The sequence below is a fragment of the Halobacillus sp. Nhm2S1 genome (genome assembly GCF_019599545.1).
Taxonomy (GTDB): domain Bacteria; phylum Bacillota; class Bacilli; order Bacillales; family Halobacillaceae; genus Halobacillus.
On the sequence record NZ_JAIEZV010000003.1, the window covers coordinates 252,044 to 273,095 of the forward strand.

The following is a 21,052-nucleotide window of genomic DNA, read 5'->3' on the forward strand; positions in this document are numbered from 1 at the left end:
AAGGAGGAGCTGTATGCACGCAAAGGTGAAGCTACAAAAAACATGGTTCCAAGAAGGACATACGAAGAGCTATGCTTTCCGTAAAGAACAGCTGTTAACAATGAAAAAGATGCTGACGACCTTTGAAAAACCGATTCTCAATGCTTTGAAATTTGATATGAACAAATCGGAATATGAAGCGTACGCATCAGAAATCGCCTTTTTGAAAAGTGAAATCGATCAGCATGTGAAACAGTTGAAATCATGGATGCAGCCGACTAAAGTGAAGACCCCACTCACCCATACAGGCTCCAAAAATTTCATTCGAAAAGAACCCTATGGTACTGTCCTGGTCATTGCTCCATGGAACTACCCTGTCCAGCTTGCCCTCGCCCCGGTGATCGGTGCAATTGCGGCAGGAAATACGGTCATCATCAAACCATCTGAGCTTACTCCCACTGTTTCATGGGTGTTGAAAAAGATGATTGAACAATACTTTCCCCCACACTTTATTGCCGTGATTGAAGGCGATAAAGAGGTGACTCAGGAGTTGCTTGAACAACCACTTGATTATATTTTCTTCACCGGGAGCGTCCCCGTGGGTAAAATCATTATGGAAAAAGCGAGCAAACAGCTGATCCCTGTAACGCTGGAACTCGGAGGAAAGAGCCCGACAATCGTAAACAAAGATGCAAATATCGACCTTGCCGCCAAACGAATTGTCTGGGGAAAATTCACCAACGCAGGTCAAACGTGTATCGCGCCTGATTATCTTTACGTCCACCATGAAGTGAAAGCGGACTTGATCCGTGCCATGAAAAAGTACATCCAGCAGTTTTACGGTGAGGATCCTTTGGAGAATGAAGCATACACCAAAATCGTGAACCAATCGCACTTTGAACGAGTAGCTTCCTACCTGGACTCCGGTACGGTTGTTGTCGGCGGTGCTTTAGATGAATCCAAACACAAAATTGCGCCTACCATTCTGGACCAGGTGTCCTGGGAAGATCAGGTCATGAAAGATGAAATCTTTGGTCCCGTGCTTCCTGTTTTAACTTATCATGAGCTCGATGAAGTGATTGATAAGATAAACAGCCGTCCGAAGCCGCTTGCCTTGTATTACTTCGGAGAAAACGAAATTGAACAGCAGCGCATCCTCAACTCGATTTCATTCGGCGGCGGGTGCATCAACGATACTCTATACCATATCATTAATCCACACCTTCCATTTGGAGGCGTCGGCGAGAGTGGCATGGGAAGCTATCACGGCAAACGTAGTTTTGATACGTTTACACACGAGAAAAGCATCACGAAACAAACCACACGATTCGACCAGAATTTCCGCTATCCCGGATCTCAATTAGGTATGGCGGTACTGAAAAAATTCTTTGGATAGTAAAAAGCGAGCATTGCGCTCGCTTTTTTTGCGCTTGTCTCGGCTTCTTGCGCGCAAAAAAAGGACAGCGGCCCGGCCGCTGTCCTTTTTCTCTAATCTTGTTGCTTTTTCAGCGCTTCCTGCAACGATACATTCTTCAACTTTCGTTTTGATAACCCAAGCGAGAGCCAATACGTAAGCAGGATGACAATAAATCCGATCACAACCATCCACCATGCTACGTCAGTCGGCATAAGAAAACCGGTCTCTTGAACCAGCGTGTTCATCGTTTGCTCCAAGCTTAAACTAGCGAGCGGAATGGAAACAAAGTAAGCGATGAGTACGATCGGGGTGTACACACTCAAAACAAGTTTAGAAACTTCTTTGTCATGATAGCCCATCACTTTAAACAACGAAATGGAAGGTGAATTTTCCTCAACGATCAAATTGGTGAGCAAAGTAAGAACAATCACTCCAATTAATACAGCGAAAATGGCCATCCCTGCAACAGACGCTCTAGTTGCTCCTGTCGTCGATTCAAAATTGTCGATTGCCTTCTGCTTATCTTCTACCATATAAACATTCCCACTATTCTCCGGGGGCTGTTTCTGCCATGTACCTGTATAGGCCTCTTCAGGGAAACCAAGGAAATCGTTCAATTCCTCGCGAGGAAGATACAGGTTATTACCAATATAAAGGTCGGCCACTGCAGCAACCTCTACGTGCATCGTATCCGAGTTCAATGAATTTTGGAGGTGAATTTCATCCCCTTCCCCTACACCAAGAACGGCGGCTAGAGGAGCACTGATAATCGCCCCTTCTGATAAATTGGATTGCAGGCTTTCTCCTTGGGCACTCAATTGAATAAACGCGTTATCGTTTTCGATACCATATGCCGTAATTTTCACGTCTTCATCCACAAGACCAAGTTCGTTCATTATAAAAGGACTTTGTTCTTCATCCGTTTCTTCTGTCATTAACGATTGATAGTGGACAGCATAGTCGTATTTCAAAATCTCCTTATACGTCGTTTCTACGAGCTGATCCATGCTGTTGAACGTAATCAATCCAAATAGTAATAAAACGGTAGAGAACATGACCCCGATAAAAATATAGACACTTCTCGCTTTGTTTCTCACAAGTAACCTCAATCGGAACCTGCGAATAAAACCTCCTTTTTGTAAAAGTGGAAGTTTTTCAAGCCAGGATTTTTTACCGTTGGAGACCTCTTTGGGCCTCAGTAGAGTCAGTGGTTCTGTTCGTAACGTCCGACTGATGGCGAAGGTCGTAAGTAAGATCAAAAGCAATAAGGGAATGACAAAACCTATCACAAGAACAAAAGGATCCCAGTCAAACATGGAGAGGGCGGGTAAGTTAAAGTAGTTCGCATAAAGGTTCGAAAGCGGTACAGACAGACCAGCCCCCGCAGTTAAACCACCGACCGTTCCTACCAACCCAATGACCCAGGCATAACCCAAATAATGACGGACTAGTTCTTTCTTACGGTAACCAAGGGCCATAAGCGTACCAATTTCTTTTCTCTGCATTTCCATTCTACGCTTCATCAGCATCAAAACCATAGCGATGGAGAGAGCAAGAATGAACAGCGGCAATGTCGTCGTCATTCCCTTTGCGCCTTCAATTTCTGTTTCCACAAAACCTATGCGCGGGTTTTCTTCTGAGTTCACGAATTGCAAAAGAGACGTTTCTTCACTTACCGCTTCCCTAAACCCATCAGGAACGTCTCCATTCCCCGTCCAGCCAAGAATTTCTGTTTGTGCATTTACGGAAAAACTTGAACTGGAAACGACTGCGACTCCGAATTTTTCAGCATCCGCTAACAAATCTGTCATTTGTTCGACCATATAAATATAATCAGGCAAATAGACGAAGCCTGTAATTTCAAACTCACGTTCATCGAGTGTAATAGCGTCTCCAATCTGATACTGATGTTTCTCCGCATACACTTTGGATATCGCCAATTCTTGACCGCTCGTTGGCGCTCTCCCTTCAGCGATATAAGGGGTATTTACGGATTCTGTAGTCGTAAACACACGTACCGTCGAATCATCGACCTCAAAATCTGCATACTTACGTTTCTCCAAAGTCACATTGTACTCATCTTCCCATAAAGAGAGCTGTTCATCTGTAACACTTCCACCAGCTACAAAATGAAAGCTTTCCTGTTTATAGTCCTCCGAGAATGTTTCATTTCTTGATTCCAGTGTCGTGATAGCCATGGATAAGGATACATAAAGCATAACAGCCAATAAAAGAAGAACAGCCACCCCGGCATATTGGAACTTCTTTTCTTTTAAAGTCCTGTACACAGATTTCTTTAAAATCATGACCATGTCACCTTCTCTGGATCGACAGGATTTTCGTTTTCAAAGGAATCCACAATTTCACCGCTTTTCATTCGGATAACGGAGTGAGCCATTTCACCGATCCCCTGATTATGAGTAATGATTAAAACTGTCGTCCCGTACTGCTCATTAACAAACTTCAGCAACTTCAGGATATTTTTACCCGTTTCTTCATCAAGAGCACCTGTTGGTTCATCACAGAGCAGAATTTGCGGGTTCTTAATCAGTGCTCTCGCGATTGCAACACGCTGCTGTTCACCCCCGCTCAATTGAGAAGGAAATTTATCTTTCTTATCCCACATGCCTACTTTTTCAAGCGTATCTTTCATGTCGAGCGGCTGCTGGCTCAATTCCCGCCCGACTTCAACATTTTCTTCGACGGTCAGGGTTGGGATTAAGTTATACTGTTGAAATATGAACCCTACGAATTTCCGACGGTAGTCCGTGAGTTCACGATCCTTCAATTGATCAAGGACCGTGCCTCCTACTTTAATTGATCCAGAATCGTAACGGTCGATTCCCCCAATAACATTGAGTAGGGTTGATTTCCCTGATCCCGAAGGACCAAGAATGGTTATGATTTTTTTATCCTGTACTTCTAATGACGCCTGGCGCAGCGCCTGAACTGTCACTTCTCCGCTCTGATACGTCTTATTGACTTGATTTGCGAAGATTGCCATTCCATCATCTCCAATTAAAAGTTTTGTAATGAAATACATCAATTATTTCATTTTTAGTGTACCGCAATAAAAAAAGAAGTCAACAACTTTTTGAAATATTTATATGTATATATTTCATTATTTATCATCCCGCTCACTATTTTTATTGTACATAACAGCAGGTTTATGGAACTTCAACAAAAGAAAACCCAGGCAAGCGCGAGGCTTTGCCTGGGTTCTCTCTTAAAAAGATGGAAGGTTGTCCAAGTTGTTGGATTGAATGCCATCCGGTTCACTGCGCAGATGGTCTTCTCCATCTTTACCTCGAATGAGGTTCACGTGTTCCAGTTCACCACTGCGTGCCATTTCATGTGCTCGTTTATAATCGATCACCTGACCTGACGACAGTTGCATCTCAACAATGCTACCTTGCCCGTTTTTTCTAACGGCGACAATTCGTTCTGGCATCATTCTCAACCTCCTCAAGAATTATTTTGTCCAAGAACCCAGATAATATGACTCTCATTCCAGTGGTGATAAATGGAAGTATAAAAATAGAAAAGGCAGCCAATTGGCTGCCTTTTCTTCTTACATATCGTGAGAAGATTTTTGTTTTTGACGCGAATGCTGTCTGTTTTTCACTTTATGAGATCCCTGAGCCGGTTCCCCGTATGCTTGTTTCGGCCCTAGTGGTAAGTTCGGTTGTTCTTGCTGTTTTGGTCCCATGCGTCTACCCATAAAAATCCGCCTCCTTGATTATCTGCGTTTACGAGCTGCTTCTGGCCCCTCCATCGCGGTCGCACCTGGATAACTTAAGCGCTGATCACGATCGGACTCCACTCTGCCGGATTTTTTCAACTTTTTCTCTTGTCGATCTCTACCCATTCTTGAACGCCTCCCTTCTCTTTTAGTATGGAAAAGAAGATGGAGGCTATGCCTGGGAATCATTTTTTAAAATCATCGAGAAAGTCTTTTTGAAAGCTCGTATTCACCTGAGGGTTCGTCGGATTACTAAGGTCTTGGAAAGGGTTTTTGCCATATTTCTCAGTCAGATCATCAATCGTCTTATACAGCTTTTCCTTGCTGGCGTATTGTTCAAAATTAAAGAGATCCAGTTGTTGACTCACTTCTGATTTCTCCGCCAGGTCGCTCGCTGTAACGCCGAGCAGACGAACAGGCTGCTGATTCCAATGATCATCGAATAACTGCATCGCTACTTGAAAAAGGTCTTCTGATGAATGGATGAATTCCTGCAGCTGCCGGCTGCGTGTGACTGTTTTCCGATCGTGATAACGAATCGTCAACTGCACATTTCTTGCAAGGACCTTTTTATTCTTCATGCGACCTTCCACTTTACTGGAAAGTCTGCGAATAACCGTTTGTACCTCCGTGTCATCCGTCGTATCTTGTGGAAGCGTTGTTGAAGTGCCGATACTTTTGAATTCGTGGACCGCGTCAGGATCGACGGGGCGGTCATCCATTCCATTCGCCCTATTTTTCAATCGTTCTCCATTAATTCCAAGAACACCCTTCAACTCAAGGACAGGATGTTCAGCTAAACCACCAATCGTTTCAATGCCGATTTTTCTTAGTTTCTCAGCTGTTTTTGAACCGACTCCATACATCTCTTCTATTGGTAATGGCCATAATTTTGTTTCAAGATCTCTTTTCCGTAAAATCGTAATTCCCATTGGCTTTTTCATATCGGAAGCCATCTTTGCCAAAAACTTATTTGGCGCTATCCCAATACTACAAGGAAGATCAAGCTCTTCATTGATTCGCTGCTGGATGCGCTCAGCTATTTCTGGAGGAGAACCTTGGTCCGCGCAGTCGGTAATGTCCATATAACCCTCGTCTATGGAAACCGGCTGAACAAGGGGTGTTACATCAGCTAGAATTTTGAACATTTCTTTGGAAGCCGTTCGGTACCGTTCAAACGTCGGTCCCATCACGATTAGCTCAGGGCACAACCGTCGAGCCTCTCCTAAAGGCATCGTCGTTTTAACGCCGTATTTGCGGGCTTCATAGCTGCTTGTGACAATGATTCCGCGTCTTTCTTCAGGGTTTCCAGCGATGGCCAGCGGCTTTCCCTTTAGAGATGGCTCAAAAGCTGCTTCCACAGAAGCATAGAAACTGTTCATATCGACATGAAAAATGACGCGTCCTTTTTTTGGATACCATTTGGACTGCATAACGCTCTTCCTCCATTGGAACATTTGTTCTCTATTATACCATGCTAAGCTTCATTAATGTTCCTCCACACACCAATTATTGTGTGTCTAAGTCCTAAAACTTTCGTGTAGTATCACAAAAAGACTCCCTGAGGTCAGGGAGTCTTGGCTTGTTATTGTGCGACTTCTTCAACGATCGCTGTTACGAACTCTGTAATTTTTTCAAGCTCACTAACAGGCATGCGCTCGTTGGTTGTATGAATTTCTTCGTATCCTACACTCAAGTTCACTGTAGGGACACCGTGGCCTGCGATCACATTGGCATCACTTCCGCCGCCACTTGTCAGCAATTCACTTTCACGACCGATCCGTTTAGCAGCAGAACGCGCGACTTCGACGACTTGGTCTCCAGCTTGTTGCTTGAAGCCTGGATACATGATTTCAACATCGAGTTCGACTTCCCCGCCCATTTCCTCTGCTGTTTCTATGAACGCTTTTTTCATCTTCTCTACTTGCGCTTCCATTTTTTCAGCGTCTAGAGAACGGGCTTCGGCTAATACTTCTACGTGGTCACAAACGATATTCGTTTTTTGACCGCCTTCAAAACGTCCGATGTTTGCCGTTGTTTCATCATCGATCCGTCCCAGCGGCATTTTAGCAATCGCGCGGGAAGCCAGGGTGATTGCTGAGATCCCTTTTTCAGGGGCAACTCCTGCATGAGCGGTCTTCCCTTTCACGATGGCATTAATTTTCGCCTGGGTAGGAGCCGCTACGATAATATTTCCGACTTGACCATCACTATCGAGGGCATATCCGTATTTTGCCTTGAGCATGGAAGCATCAAGAGCTTTCGCACCAACAAGACCGCTCTCTTCTCCTACGGTGATCACGAACTGCAGGTTTCCATGCTCTACGTCTTGTTCCTGAAGAGAACGGATCGCTTCAAGAATCGCTGCGACACCAGCTTTGTCATCCGCTCCAAGGATTGTTGTTCCATCGGTTACGATATAACCATCCTCAACAGAAGGTTTCACACCGTTACCAGGAACCACGGTATCCATGTGAGAGGTGAAGTAAATCGTCTCTGCGTCCTTCTTTGAACCCTCTAAATTACAAATCAGGTTGTTTGCCCCGTGACCTGTAATCGAGGCTGCATCATCTTCTAGGACTTCCAAACCTAAGTCCTGGAATTTCTTTTTCAATACTTTAGCGATTTCTGCTTCCTGTGTGGTTTCTGAGTCGATTTGAACCAACTCTAGAAATTCGTTCAGCAAGCGTTCTTTATTAATGGCTACCATCTATGTCTGCCTCCTTCATATGTAAACACATTCCTCTTAGTACGTTAGCGGAACGAAAGGACTGTGTCAATTATAGAGGGATGTTGCCATGCTTTTTATACGGGCGTTCTTCGTGTTTATTCTTAAGCATATCCAGGGCTTTAATTAGTGTGGATCGTGTTTCTCTTGGGTCGATGACATCATCAATCATCCCAAGTCCTGCTGCCACGTAAGGGTTTGCGAATCGTTCTCTGTATTCGTTGATTTTATTTTGTCGTGTTTCCTCTGGGGTTTCGCTTTCTCTGATTTCTTTTGCGAAAATGATATTCGCCGCCCCTTCAGGACCCATGACAGCAATTTCCGCGTTTGGCCAGGCATAAACAAGGTCTGCACCAATCGATTTACTGTTCAACGCCACATAAGCTCCACCATAAGCTTTTCTCGTAATAACCGTCAGTTTAGGAACGGTGGCTTCAGAGTATGCGTATAGAATTTTGGCTCCGTGGCGGATGATTCCCCCATGTTCCTGTTTAATCCCAGGGAAGAAGCCGGTCACATCTTCAAATGTAATGAGAGGAATATTGAAAGAATCGCATGTACGAATAAAACGGGCAGCTTTATCACTGGAGTCGATATCAAGGCCTCCAGCCATATATTTCGGCTGATTACAAACGAGTCCCACGGTCTTCCCTTGCAGACGTGCAAATCCGACGACAATATTTTTTGCAAAATCCTTATGAATTTCGAAGAAGGAATCCTCGTCAACGAACTCGTCGATCACGATACGAACATCATAAGGTCGAATCGGATCAAAAGGTATTTTATCTGTGATGTCAGGTCTGAAATTATCTTCAACTTCTACTTCGACTTCAGGGGTCAGTTCCTCATTGTTCTGGGGAAGGTAACTGACGAGATCCCTTACAGCATCCAAAGCAGAAGCCTCATCAGGAGTTTTCAAGTGAGCATTCCCGCTCAAAGAATTATGGACACCGGCACCACCGAGGTCTTCTGCGGAAATTTGCTCACCGGTCACTGTTTCAATAACTTTGGGACCTGTAATAAACATTTGCGATGTTTTTTCCACCATGATGACGAAATCAGTGATGGCTGGAGAATAAACGGCTCCTCCGGCACATGGTCCCATTATGACCGATATTTGTGGAATAACCCCAGAATAAATGGAGTTGCGGTAAAAGACCTGCCCGTAACCATCCAAGGAAGAAACACCTTCCTGGATGCGTGCCCCTCCAGAATCGTTCAAGCCAATAAAAGGGGTTCCATTTTTCGCCGCGAGGTCCATGACAGCGGCAATCTTTTTCGCGTGCATTTCCCCTAAGGCTCCACCGTAAACCGTGAAGTCCTGAGCGAACAAATACACATCACGCCCATGTATTTTACCAAACCCCGTCACGACCCCTTCACCCGGAGCCGATTTCCCGTCCATTCCAAAGGCATCATGCCGATGTTCAATAAAAGGATTCAACTCAATGAAAGAGCCTTCATCCAACAGGTGTTCGATGCGTTCCCTCGCTGTCCACTTCCCTTTATCATGCTGTTTATCAATTCTTTCATCACCGCCGCCTAGTTCAACTTGGCGGCGTTTATCGTATAATTCATTGATTTTATCAAAAATGTCCATTCTTACTCCTCCTCCCCATGCTGACATAGTTCAAATAGGACACCATTGGCTGCTTTCGGATGCAAAAAGGCGATCTGACTATCATGGGCCCCTTGTTTCGGTTGTTCATGAATGAGACGGACCCCTTGTTCTTTATACTGATCTAAACGTTTTTTAAGATCGTCTACTTCCAATGCGATATGGTGGACACCTTCTCCTTTTTTCGTCAAAAACGATTGGATCGGAGAGTCATCACTCAAAGGCTCCAACAATTCGAACATCGTTTCACCGATTCTTAGAAAAGCCACACGCACTTGTTCTGATTCGACAACTTCAACAGCTTCAAGCTCTAAGCTGAGGTTATGTTGATAGAACGGCAGGGCTGTATCAATGCTTTCCACAGCAATTCCGATATGGGCGATCCGTTTCGGTGCTTCAATCGTTTCCTTGTTCAGAAGCTGCTTAATATAAAGGGCAATTGCATCTGTCGGTGACCCGCTGGTGAAGATTTTGTTCACACCTTTTTCCTCAAGAAAAGGAATATCTTCTGCAGGTATGACACCGCCCCCGACGACAGGAATATCAGATGCTCCCTGCTCCTCCAGTGCCTGGACTACTTTAGGAAACAATGATTTGTGAGCACCGGAAAGAGACGAAAGTCCGACGACATCTACATCTTCCTGAATAGCAGCTCTTGCGATTTGCACCGCGGATTGCCGCAGGCCTGTATAAATGACTTCCATCCCATGGTCTCTAAGTGCCTGAGCGATTATAAGAGCCCCTCTGTCATGTCCATCCAACCCTGGTTTGGCTATAAGTACACGTATTGGTTTCATCCTCATCATCCCTTCCTACATTCCGGTATATTCTCCAAATTCCTCTCGCAAAACGTTCGCGATCTCCCCTACTGTGGCATAAACCTTAACCGCCGCCACAATATGCGGTATGACATTCTCCGTCCCTTTTGCCGCTTCCCTAAGAGCTTTAAGGCATTGATCGACGGATTCCTGATCGCGGGAAGATCTCACTTCCTGTGTTTTCTTGATTTGTGCTTGTTCCAGCGCTTCATCCACACGTAACAAGTCTGCATGGATTTCTTCTTCAAGTTTGAATTCGTTCATTCCCACGACAATATCCTCTTTGGATTCAATTCGTTTTTGAGCATCGTACGCAGCTTTATGAATTTCACGCTGCATATACCCTTCCTCCACTGCCTGGACAGCTCCACCGAATTCTTTGATGCGCTCTAAGTAAGCATTTGCCTCTTTTTCAATCTGATCTGTGAGCGACTCTACATAGTAAGAGCCAGCGAGTGGGTCTATAGTGTCCGCCACACCGCTTTCATTGGCAATGATCTGCTGTGTTCGTAACGCAATTCGTGCGGAATCTTCTGTCGGAAGGGCAAGAGCTTCATCCCGGGAGTTGGTATGCAGACTCTGTGTCCCTCCCATGACTGCAGCAAGTGCCTGTAATGTGACACGTACAATATTATTATCCGGCTGCTGAGCCGTCAGGGTACTTCCACCTGTTTGAGTATGGAAACGGAGCTTCCAACTTTTCGGATTTTCTGCTCCATAGTGTTCTTTCATAATTTTGGCCCACATGCGACGAGCTGCACGGAACTTGGCCGCTTCCTCAAAAAACTGATTGTGAGCATTAAAGAAGAAAGCAAGTCTTGGCGCGAACTGGTCGACTTCGAGTCCAGCCTCGATCGCTGCATCTACATAAGCCATGCCGTTCGCAATGGTAAAAGCGACTTCCTGCACAGCTGTAGATCCTGCTTCGCGGATATGATAGCCGGAGATGCTTATTGTGTTGAATTTCGGTAAATGCTCCTGACAGTAGCCGAATATGTCAGTAATCAGTCTCATGGAAGGTTTCGGTGGATAGATATACGTACCTCGGGCAATATATTCTTTCAAGATGTCGTTTTGAATCGTCCCTGTCAATTTCTCAGGAGCGACTCCCTGCTTTTCTCCAACAGCGATATACATCGCAAGAAGAATACTGGCCGGTGCGTTGATTGTCATTGACGTACTTACTTGATCGAGTGGGATCTGATCGAATAATTGCTCCATGTCCTTTAATGAATCAATAGCTACACCGACCTTACCCACTTCCCCATCAGCCATGGGGTCATCAGAATCATAGCCGATCTGTGTCGGCAAATCGAAAGCGACCGATAACCCGGTCTGACCTTGTTTCAATAAATAGCGGAATCTCTCATTCGTTTCTTCTGCCGAACCGAAACCCGCATATTGACGCATTGTCCAATAGCGGCTGCGATACATGGTCGGCTGAATCCCTCTCGTATAAGGATACTGGCCCGGAAAGCCGATCTCCTCTATGTAGTCCTCATCCATCTGTTCCGGCGTGTATAATCGGTCAACCGGAATATCGGAACTTGTATGAAAGGCTTCTTTACGTTCCGGAAAACGCTCCGTCGTTTTTTCTACATCTTTTTCCCATTTTTGTTTAGGGTGTTGGTCATTTGATGATCTGTTCATAAGAAAGGCCTCCTTATTCAGTCCATTCACACTACTAGCATACCAGAAATGAAGCGCTTACCTATCTAAAAATTACTATCATTCACAATTTTATTGTAAATGATTTCACGCCCTTGTCCAATTTCTCTTTTTTAGGTAGAATGTCAGTAGGATTGACTGAGAAGGAGGTTACACACCTTGGCTACAAAAAAACGTTCAAAACGCGAACGCCGTATGAAAGTCGTGATCTATGTCATGATCTTGTCTATGCTTCTATCTAGTGCATTGGCTGGCGCGAGTTTCTTCTTATAATAAATGAATGAATGAAAAAAGCCGAAGAGATGGGCGTCCATCTTTTCGGCTTTCTTAGTTTCTAAAATTGTTCCTTTAGTTTCGATTCTTCCCAGAAGCGATATAAATCGGACATTTCCTTTTCACTATCCACAATCAGTACGTCTGTCTCAGTAGGAACCATGTCAAATAGAGTCTCAACATCTTTGTTTCTCATTCGAATACAACCAGCCGAGACTGATTTACCGATAGAATCCGGCTGATTCGTTCCATGAATGCCATATATCCTACCGTCTGTTCCCCTGGCATCAAAGCCGATCCACCGGCTTCCGAGTGGATTCTTTGGATCACCGCCTGGGATGTCTTTTTTTCGATAATACGGATCTTTGGCTTTCACTTTCACATTGAACCGGCCCTCCGGCGTCAAGTCTTTCGTCTTCCCTATGGCTGCAGGAGCCTTGAAGAGAACTTTGTCGCTTTGGTAAAGCACAACCTCATGGGTCGCTTTATTTACAATAATTACGGACTCAGCAGGTGTGTGAGGAGGAAGTAAAGGGTTTAATAAGCTAAAAAGTAAAAGGAAGCTGTACAACGGAATCATCCTCTTTTACTAAAGTTTCCCCTCAAGGTTTCCCCCTATACATCACTCTTCTTGAACGATCGCTTAATGATCAGATAGTCTTCTATTTCATTTAATAAATGGAATAGGCTCGCTCTTACTTCAAACTCTTCCCGAGTTTCCGGGAGTCGATCCTCACGAAAATCTTCTTTCATCTCTTTTAACATCCTCAAATAAATGACAGCCGTATTCCCGGGATGAACTGCATCAGCTAAATCATCGAAAAACTCCGCCATGCGAACGCCATGGATGTCAGAGGACGATATACGACTGACGAGAGGAAGCATGCGTTCCAGGAGTTCAAACTGTTTAGTCCGCATATGAAAGTAGTGATAAAAATGATTATGGGAACGCAGCAAATGATTTTCTACGTCACGATAGGAGAGAGATTTGGCTTTCTCCAGAAGATTAGCGGTCTCTGTTAACTCCTTGCCTGTCCAATCATTGTCGCCATTTCGTAAAAATTGAGCAATCTCCCTCAAAATAATGGAAAAGTTACTTTCCACCTGCCTTCGATACTGATTCAACTTTTTCTCGAGGCTAGGCATATATAAATTCAACAGCAAGGCTGTTCCTATCCCTACTGTAATGAGCAGCACTTCGTTCCATATAATGCTCCAGCCAATATCCCCTGAACCGTAGAGGTGAAGGATGATCACTGAGCTGGTTACAATTCCAGGTGTGATCTTGAACCATACCGTCGTAGGAATAAAAGCAAATAACATTAATCCGATTGAAATGGGATTGTATCCTAATAACTCAAAAAAAGCGAAAGAAAACCCCATCGCTAATATACAAGCGGAAAAACGGTGCCACGCACTTAAGAAGGAACGTTTTCTCGTAATTTGGATACAGAGAATGGTTAAGATCCCTGCTGAAGCGAAATTCTCCAGCTGAAGCATCTGAGCAACCCATATGGCAAATGGTGTTCCCAGTGCCGTCTTAATGGTACGATATCCTATTTTCAATCCTATCTTCACTCCTGTTCTTTCTATATAGCGATACCTGCTTAAAGTTTAGGCATCCGGTTATGTATATACAGCCATTACGTAAAAAAGGATCTTTGCTTTATAAACAAAGATCCTACGTTTATTGTATTCTTATACTTCCTCGCAATACTCTTCAAAACTGCGCTGAAGCTTTCCGATGACTTCCATCGGTTCAAACCCTTCAATATCATGACGCTCGACCATCGTCTGAATTTTGCCGTCCTTCAACAATGCGAAAGATGGAGAGGAAGGTGGGTATCCTTCAAAATATTCGCGAGCACGATCCGTCGCTTCACGGTCCTGCCCAGCAAAAACAGTAACAAGCTGATCCGGACGCTTATCGTAGTGAATCGCATGAGCAGCCGCCGGACGGGCAATACCGCCTGCACATCCACATACAGAATTGATCATCACAAGTGTCGTACCTTCTTTATTTAGAGCCTGATCGACGTCTTCAGGTGTCGTCAGTTCCGTATACCCTGCTTGTGTAATTTCTTCACGTGCTTTTGAAACAACATCGTTCATAAAAATATTAAAATCCATTTGACATGGCCCCTTTATAGAAATGCTAAGAACATTTTACCAAGATATCTGACATCTTTCAATTGAATTGTCTAGTTTAGAGAGTGAAACCCAGGGTTTAAACTAGTATGACTTCTTAAGCATAACAAACGTGTGATACGCTAATGTTATCTGAATCCATCCAATGGTCTAAACACCATGCTTTATTTAAATTTAGAAGCGAGCTGACAAAAGGGGGAGAAGACTTGAAGAAAGTAAGTATGATGATCGTTCTGATGATTGCCGTATGTTCAATTGGAATTCTTTCTTTTATTAGATTTCATACACCATTAGTAAGCGGTGCGATTGCCTCTTCGGCTGATAAACAATCCGTAGTTATTAGTATAGGAAATCAAGGATTTAGTCATATAAAGATTCATGACGTTCAAATTAATAATGACGAGGAACCAGTGGATAAAAAAATTCAAGTCAGTCATCCACTTCAAGGCTTTATAATAGCAGACCGCTTTGATGGCTCCGCCATAGAGTATGGATTGACCGATATCAAAGACGTCACCATAAAGCCAAATACTTCGCCATCTTCACAGTTAGAAAAATTAAATAATGGAACAGCTACCAAAGAAGATTTAAGCTATGGATTAACCATCATTAACAATCAAGAAATAAGAGAAGTAATGATAAGTTATAGCTATCTGGGAATGGCTTTTGAAAAAAGTGTTTCTCTCCCCCACTGAGCCTGATTCAATTTAAATAATCTATTCTTTACCAGCGTCTACATCTCAAAAAAGCTACCCTCCCAAAGTGGAGGGTAGCTTTTTTCACTTAATATACAGATGTGTTGTCTTCTGACATTTTCTCTAAGATCTCTTTCACGCGTGCAAGGAAGTTACCGGCAACAAGTCCGTCAAGAACCCTGTGGTCTAAGGATAGGCATAAGTTGACCATGTCACGTGCTCCGAACATACCATTTTGGTAAACCGGCTTTTTCACAATGGACTCCACTTGCAAAATAGCGGCCTGAGGGTGGTTAATGACACCCATGGACTGAACGGAACCGAAAGAACCTGTGTTATTGACGGTGAATGTACCGCCTTCCATATCTTTCGATGTCAGCTTGCCTTGGCGAGCTTTGCCTGCAAGATCTGTAATGTCTTTTGCAATTCCTTTAATGCTCTTTTCATCGGCATCTCTGATAACAGGAACGAACAATTGGTCATCTTTAGCCACGGCGATGTTCAAGTTGATCGCTTTGCGCTGGATGATTTTGTCTCCTGCCCACATACTGTTTAATTGTGGATATTCTTTCAATGCTTGAGCAACAGCTTTCACAAAGAAAGCGAAATAAGTTAAGCTGAAGCCTTCCTGTTGTTTGAATTGGTTTTTCTTTGCATTGCGAAGTTCAACCAAATTCGTGACATCCACTTCAACCATCATCCAGGCATGAGGGATTTCAGTCTTGGACTTCACCATGTTCGCTGCAATGGCTTTACGCACACCAGTGACAGGGATCTCGATGTCTCCTTCACCGGCTTGTACATTCGGCGTTTGCGTGGCTGGGGCCGGTGATGGAGCAGCTTTCTGCTCTGCTTGTGCCGGTTGTTCGGCAGGCGCATCAGCTTTTGCTTCGCCTTCTTTTGGTATATCTCCGCTTGCAATGATTTTCTCGATATCCTTACGCGTAATACGTCCACCACGACCGGAACCATCGACTTGATTCAAGTCAATATCATGTTCCTGTGCAAGCGTCATAACCGCTGGAGAATATCTCTTTTTACTGCCTTTGTCCTGTTTTTTCTCAGGCTTTTTGGGAGCTGTCGATTTTTCATCAGCCACCGGCGTTTCTTGTGCGGGCGCCTGTTTATTTTCCTTTGATGAAGGCTCTTCGACAGATCCCGCTCCTTCTACTTCGATGTAGCACATGAGTTCACCGACTTCAATGGTATCTCCTTCAGATGCGACAAGTTCTTTAATCTCCCCGGAAAAAGAAGACGGGACTTCTGCGTTCACTTTGTCTGTCATGACTTCTGCAATGGGATCGTATTTATTCACCTGATCTCCAGGCTGGACAAGCCATGTACTGATCGTTCCTTCTGTGACACTTTCACCAAGCTGAGGCATATTGATTTTTTCTACACCCACAGGAATCTCCTCCTTCTATTAAAATTCCGCGAGATCTCTCATCGCTTTTTCTACTTTATCCGGATTCATCATGAAGTGCTTTTCCATTGTTGGAGCATAAGGCATCGCTGGCACATCTGGACCGGCCAGTCGCTGAACAGGCGCATCCAAATCGAACAGACAGTTCTCACTGATGATTGCGGACACCTCTGAGATGATTCCACCTTCTTTATTGTCTTCCGTAACAAGCAGGACTTTACCCGTTTTAGATGCAGCTTCAATGATTCCTTCTTTATCCAGTGGATACACTGTACGCAAGTCGAGAATATGTGCATCAATGCCCTCTTCTGCGAGTTTTTCTGCAGCTTGTAAAGCAAAATGGACACAAAGGCCGTACGTAATGACTGTAATATCAGAACCTTCGCGCTTCACATCTGCTTTTCCGATTGGAAGTGTATAATCTTCATCAGGGACTTCACCTTTAATCAAGCGGTACGCACGTTTATGTTCGAAGAAAAGGACCGGATCATTATCCCGGATCGACGCTTTTAATAAACCTTTAACATCATAAGGGGTCGATGGCATCACAATTTTCAATCCTGGCTGATTTGCAAAAACTGCTTCAACGGATTGAGAATGGTAAAGGGCTCCGTGGACACCGCCACCGTAAGGGGCACGGATCGTAATTGGAGCACTCCAATCATTATTGGAACGGTAACGGATTTTAGCGGCTTCTGAAATAATCTGGTTAACCGCCGGCATGATAAAATCAGCGAACTGCATCTCAGCTACCGGACGCATGCCGTACATCGCTGCACCGATCCCAACTCCTGCGATTGCGGATTCAGCTAGTGGCGTATCAAGGACTCTGTCTTCACCAAATTCATCGTAGAGACCATCTGTCGCGCGGAATACGCCCCCACGTTTTCCAACATCTTCACCAAGGACGAACACTTTTTCATCCCGCTTCATTTCTTCTTTTAAAGCTTGAGTGACGGCTTGAATATAAGATATAACTGCCATTATTGCTCCCCCTCCTTACTCTTCGTATACATATTTCATTGCTGATTCTGCTTCCGCATAGGCCGCATTCTCAGCATAATCGGTCGCTTCATTGACGATTTCGCTGATTTCGTCATTCATTTCTTTTTCCTTCTCATCCGTCAGTACACCTGTATCACGCAAGTACTGCGCGAAAGTGACGATCGAATCCTTTTTCTTCGCTTCATCCACTTCTTCTCGCTCCCGGTATGTGCGGTCATCATCGTCACTTGAGTGCGGAGTAAGACGGTAGGACACAGTCTCGATTAATGTCGGTCCTTCTCCATTACGTCCACGATCCGCCGCTGCTTTTACCGCTTCATAAACAGCTAAAGGATCATTGCCGTCTACGGTGAAACCTGGCATACCATAACCGATGGCGCGGTCAGAAACTTTTTCACAGGCAAGCTGCTTGGATACTGGAACAGAAATAGCATATTTATTGTTTTCAACCATAAAGATAACAGGAAGCTTGTGTACCCCTGCAAAGTTCGCCCCTTCGTGAAAATCCCCCTGGTTGGAAGAACCTTCACCGAAGGTTACGAGAGAAACAAAGTCTTTTTTCTCCATCTTCCCTGCCAGAGCGATACCTACGGCGTGCGGCACTTGTGTAGTAACAGGTGAGGAACCGGTAACGATCCGGTTTTTCTTTTGACCAAAGTGACCCGGCATTTGGCGTCCACCCGAGTTTGGATCTTCTGCTTTAGCAAATCCGGAGAGCATTAAGTCCTGAGCAGTCATACCGAATGACAGAACGACACCCATATCACGGTAGTAAGGCAGAGCATAATCTTTTTCACGATCAAGAGCATACGAAGCCCCTACTTGGGCAGCTTCCTGACCTTGACAGGAAATGACGAATGGGATTTTACCCGCGCGATTCAATAACCACATCCGTTCATCGATTCTTCTTGCTAACAACATCGTGCGAAACATGTCCAACACTTGATCATCACTTAAGCCTAAAGCTTTATGGCGATTTTCAGCCATGAGGATCCCTCCTTCTTATTTATCCATGGATTTGGTTGCCGTCAACGGCCATAGCCGCTTCCCCGATCGCTTCAGAGAGCGTTGGGTGTGGGTGAATCGTTTCAGCGATTTCCCAAGGCGTAGCATCAAGAACTTGAGCCAAGGCTGCTTCTGAAATCATGTCCGTTACATGTGGACCGATCATATGCACACCTAATAGATCTTCGGTTTCTTTGTCAGCTACGATTTTGACAAAGCCATCGGTTTCTCCGTGTACGAGCGCTTTCCCGATCGCTTGGAATGGAAACTTGCCTACTTTCACATCGAACCCTTTCTCTTTTGCCGCTTTTTCCGTCAAACCAACACTTGAAACTTCCGGATTGGAGTAGATACAGGATGGCACTTGCTCCGGGTTCATCGGATGTGGGTTTTGGTCTGCCATATGTTCAACAGCAATCATTCCTTCATGAGAAGCTACGTGAGCAAGCTGCATGCCTCCGATGACATCACCGATCGCGTAAATGTGACTTTCTTTCGTTTGGTAGACCTTATTGGTTTGAATGGTCCCGTTTTCAACTTGAATATCCGTGTTTTCAAGACCGATATTATCAACGTTCGCTGATCTCCCGACAGAAACCAGCATGCGTTCTGCTTCATAAGTAACCGTTTCGCCGTCCACTTCTGCATCAACTTTTACACCAGTGTCTTTCTCGATCGTATCAGGAAGGACCTTAGCGCTTGTAACAATGTCGACGCCTTTCTTTTTCATCTGCTTCAACATTTCCCTGGAAATATCTTCGTCTTCGGTAGGAAGGATGTGTGGCAAATACTCAAGAACCGTCACTTTAACACCGAAATCTGCAAGCATAGAGGCCCACTCGATTCCGATGACCCCTCCACCGACGATGATGATGGATTCAGGTAGTTCTTTCATATGCAGAGCTTCATCAGAACTCATGACAACTTCACCATCGATTTCAAGTCCAGGCAGTGACTTTGGAGTCGAACCTGTTGCCACTAGCACATTTTTCGGAATCAACATTTCGTTTTCTTCCCCATTGTTCATCTCCACAGAAATCGTTCCTGCTGTTGGTGAAAAAATAGAAGGACCTAAGATACGGCCAAAGCCTTCATAGACATCGATCTTTCCTTTTTTCATCAATCCTTGAACGCCTTTATGTAGTGTGTCTACAATTGATTGTTTCCGTTCTTGGACTTTTGTAAAATTCAAGGTTGGGTTTTCTGTTGAAACCCCATACCGGTCAGCTTCTTTCGTCTGTTTGAATACTTCAGCACTTCGAAGCAATGCTTTTGAAGGGATGCACCCTCTGTGTAAGCATGTCCCCCCAAGTTCTCTTTTTTCTACAATCGCTGTTTTCAGACCTAATTTTGAAGCTCGGATGGCGGCGACGTAACCGCCTGTGCCACCTCCGAGAATGACCAAATCGTATTCTTGTGCCACCTTGGATTCTCCTTCCTATTCTTGAAAGTTAGGATATTGTTTCGGAACTTCTTCTTTATTAAGGACACGCAGCGTCCCCTCATTCAACGCTTCCAGCTCATTTTCACCAGGATACACAAGGACATCTGCAATCCAATGCACACGTTTTGATATCTCTTCAACGAACGCTTTCCCGTAGGCAAGTCCGCCCGTGAGCGCAATCGCATCCACTTTACCTTCCATCACAGCACTCATGCTTCCAATTTCTTTGGCAATTTGATAAGCCATGGCGTCAAACACAACTTTCGCTTTTTGGTCTCCATTGGCAACCATCTCTTCGACTTCACGGGCATCGTTTGTGTCCAAGTACGCCATTAGGCCCCCTTGCCCGACCAGTTTCTTCATGACTTCATCACGATAATATTGGCCGGAGAAGCATAGGGAAACAAGGTCACCAGCAGGAACGGTCCCTGCCCGCTCAGGGGAGAAAGGTCCATCTCCGTGTAAACCATTGTTGACATCAATCACTCGGCCTCCGACATGGGCACCTACCGTGATCCCGCCCCCCATGTGAGTGACGATCAGGCGGGCATCTTTATAGGACAGACCAAGATCAGCTGCCGCTCTTCTTGCGACAGCTTTTTGATTCAAGGCATGAAAGATACTTTTCCTTGGGATTTCAGGTACACCAGAAACTCTGGCCAATTCATGGAGTTCATCCACCACCACAGGGTCGACGATATAGGCTCCAATGTTCAAGCCTTGAGCAATTTCATTGGCAATGATTCCACCAAGATTTGAAGCATGTTCTCCATTGTATCCATTTTTTAAGTCTTCAAGCATCGCTTCATTGACCTCATACGTCCCACCTTCAATAGGACGTAGCAATCCGCCTCTACCACAAACTGCGCTCAATTTGCTGATGTTGATGCCTTCACGGTCAAGCTCGTCGAGAATGACACGTTTACGGAATTCATATTGATCAATAATTCGCTTGTATGAACTGATTTCCTCCGCCGTGTGACGGATCGTTTTTTCAAAAACCACTTCCTGATCATCAAAGACTCCGATCTTCGTAGATGTGGAACCTGGGTTGATGACCAGAATACGATGTGTTTGCAATTCCTAAAC

At 44.6% G+C, this 21,052-nt stretch carries 21 protein-coding genes; 3 read left to right on the plus strand and 18 right to left on the minus strand.

Going from position 1 to position 21,052, the window contains the following annotated elements:
- Nucleotides 1-13 precede the first annotated feature (13 nt).
- Nucleotides 14-1,375, plus strand: coding sequence for an aldehyde dehydrogenase (locus tag K2225_RS13110; RefSeq protein WP_220585176.1), 1,362 nt, complete (start codon nt 14-16; stop codon nt 1,373-1,375).
- Nucleotides 1,376-1,467: 92 nt separating this feature from the next.
- Here the strand turns inward: K2225_RS13110 and K2225_RS13115 are convergent, their stop codons facing one another.
- The 10 genes from K2225_RS13115 to K2225_RS13160 form a co-directional block, all read right to left on the minus strand.
- Nucleotides 1,468-3,702: an ABC transporter permease gene (locus K2225_RS13115; RefSeq protein ID WP_220585177.1), complete on the minus strand. Its 2,235-nt coding sequence runs from the start codon at nt 3,700-3,702 to the stop codon at nt 1,468-1,470.
- Nucleotides 3,699-4,400 (minus strand): ABC transporter ATP-binding protein, encoded by a 702-nt coding sequence (locus K2225_RS13120; protein WP_220585178.1) that lies wholly within the window; start codon nt 4,398-4,400, stop codon nt 3,699-3,701. Before K2225_RS13120 ends, K2225_RS13115 begins: the two co-directional genes overlap by 4 nt.
- Nucleotides 4,401-4,622: 222 nt before the next feature.
- Nucleotides 4,623-4,847, minus strand: coding sequence for a DUF3892 domain-containing protein (locus K2225_RS13125; RefSeq protein WP_089651888.1), 225 nt, complete (start codon nt 4,845-4,847; stop codon nt 4,623-4,625).
- A 120-nt stretch (nt 4,848-4,967) separates the two neighbouring features.
- Nucleotides 4,968-5,117: a small acid-soluble spore protein P gene (locus tag K2225_RS13130; protein WP_089651800.1), complete on the minus strand. Its 150-nt coding sequence runs from the start codon at nt 5,115-5,117 to the stop codon at nt 4,968-4,970.
- Between the two features lie 18 nt (nt 5,118-5,135).
- Nucleotides 5,136-5,264: a YpzI family protein gene (locus K2225_RS13135; RefSeq protein WP_089651799.1), complete on the minus strand. Its 129-nt coding sequence runs from the start codon at nt 5,262-5,264 to the stop codon at nt 5,136-5,138.
- Nucleotides 5,265-5,323: 59 nt separating this feature from the next.
- Nucleotides 5,324-6,571, minus strand: a complete 1,248-nt coding sequence (locus K2225_RS13140) for a DNA polymerase IV (RefSeq protein ID WP_220585179.1) — start codon at nt 6,569-6,571, stop codon at nt 5,324-5,326.
- Between the two features lie 152 nt (nt 6,572-6,723).
- A complete protein-coding gene (locus K2225_RS13145) occupies nt 6,724-7,848 on the minus strand; it encodes a M20/M25/M40 family metallo-hydrolase (RefSeq protein ID WP_220585180.1) in 1,125 nt (374 codons plus the stop codon).
- Between the two features lie 70 nt (nt 7,849-7,918).
- Entirely contained in the window at nt 7,919-9,466 is a 1,548-nt protein-coding gene (locus tag K2225_RS13150) for an acyl-CoA carboxylase subunit beta (protein ID WP_220585181.1), read from the minus strand.
- A gap of 2 nt (nt 9,467-9,468) precedes the next feature.
- A complete protein-coding gene (gene mce, locus K2225_RS13155) occupies nt 9,469-10,281 on the minus strand; it encodes a methylmalonyl-CoA epimerase (RefSeq protein WP_220585182.1) in 813 nt (270 codons plus the stop codon).
- A 15-nt stretch (nt 10,282-10,296) separates the two neighbouring features.
- On the minus strand, nt 10,297-11,952 hold the full coding sequence (locus K2225_RS13160; protein ID WP_220585183.1) for an acyl-CoA mutase large subunit family protein: 1,656 nt from the start codon (nt 11,950-11,952) through the stop codon (nt 10,297-10,299).
- 177 nt (nt 11,953-12,129) lie between these two features.
- On the opposite strand from K2225_RS13160, the gene prli42 reads away from it, so the two are divergent.
- Complete coding sequence (gene prli42 / locus K2225_RS13165) at nt 12,130-12,243, plus strand: stressosome-associated protein Prli42 (RefSeq protein ID WP_226590761.1); 114 nt, start codon at nt 12,130-12,132, stop codon at nt 12,241-12,243.
- A gap of 61 nt (nt 12,244-12,304) precedes the next feature.
- Here the strand turns inward: prli42 and K2225_RS13170 are convergent, their stop codons facing one another.
- The 3 genes from K2225_RS13170 to K2225_RS13180 all read right to left on the minus strand — a co-directional run bounded on the left by K2225_RS13170 (nt 12,305) and on the right by K2225_RS13180 (nt 14,373).
- Nucleotides 12,305-12,823: a L,D-transpeptidase gene (locus K2225_RS13170; RefSeq protein ID WP_220585184.1), complete on the minus strand. Its 519-nt coding sequence runs from the start codon at nt 12,821-12,823 to the stop codon at nt 12,305-12,307.
- Between the two features lie 35 nt (nt 12,824-12,858).
- Nucleotides 12,859-13,809, minus strand: coding sequence for an aromatic acid exporter family protein (locus tag K2225_RS13175; RefSeq protein ID WP_220585185.1), 951 nt, complete (start codon nt 13,807-13,809; stop codon nt 12,859-12,861).
- Nucleotides 13,810-13,941: 132 nt separating this feature from the next.
- Nucleotides 13,942-14,373 carry a BrxA/BrxB family bacilliredoxin gene (locus tag K2225_RS13180; protein ID WP_220585186.1) on the minus strand — a complete coding sequence of 144 codons (432 nt, stop codon included), beginning with the start codon at nt 14,371-14,373 and terminating at the stop codon, nt 13,942-13,944.
- Nucleotides 14,374-14,597: 224 nt separating this feature from the next.
- On the opposite strand from K2225_RS13180, the gene K2225_RS13185 reads away from it, so the two are divergent.
- Nucleotides 14,598-15,086, plus strand: coding sequence for a hypothetical protein (locus K2225_RS13185; RefSeq protein ID WP_220585187.1), 489 nt, complete (start codon nt 14,598-14,600; stop codon nt 15,084-15,086).
- Between the two features lie 88 nt (nt 15,087-15,174).
- On the opposite strand, the gene K2225_RS13190 is transcribed toward K2225_RS13185, so the two are convergent.
- From K2225_RS13190 to buk, 5 genes are read right to left on the minus strand one after another with little or no spacing between them, the layout of a single operon-like run.
- Complete coding sequence (locus tag K2225_RS13190; RefSeq protein ID WP_220585188.1) at nt 15,175-16,491, minus strand: dihydrolipoamide acetyltransferase family protein; 1,317 nt, start codon at nt 16,489-16,491, stop codon at nt 15,175-15,177.
- A gap of 18 nt (nt 16,492-16,509) precedes the next feature.
- Nucleotides 16,510-17,493, minus strand: a complete 984-nt coding sequence (locus K2225_RS13195) for an alpha-ketoacid dehydrogenase subunit beta (protein WP_220585189.1) — start codon at nt 17,491-17,493, stop codon at nt 16,510-16,512.
- 15 nt (nt 17,494-17,508) lie between these two features.
- The gene (locus tag K2225_RS13200) at nt 17,509-18,501 is read right to left on the minus strand and encodes a thiamine pyrophosphate-dependent dehydrogenase E1 component subunit alpha (protein WP_146812912.1); all 993 of its coding nucleotides are present in this window, start codon (nt 18,499-18,501) and stop codon (nt 17,509-17,511) included.
- A gap of 19 nt (nt 18,502-18,520) precedes the next feature.
- On the minus strand, nt 18,521-19,942 hold the full coding sequence (gene lpdA, locus K2225_RS13205; RefSeq protein ID WP_220585190.1) for a dihydrolipoyl dehydrogenase: 1,422 nt from the start codon (nt 19,940-19,942) through the stop codon (nt 18,521-18,523).
- A 15-nt stretch (nt 19,943-19,957) separates the two neighbouring features.
- Nucleotides 19,958-21,043, minus strand: a complete 1,086-nt coding sequence (buk, locus tag K2225_RS13210) for a butyrate kinase (protein ID WP_220585191.1) — start codon at nt 21,041-21,043, stop codon at nt 19,958-19,960.
- Nucleotides 21,044-21,052 lie beyond the last annotated feature (9 nt).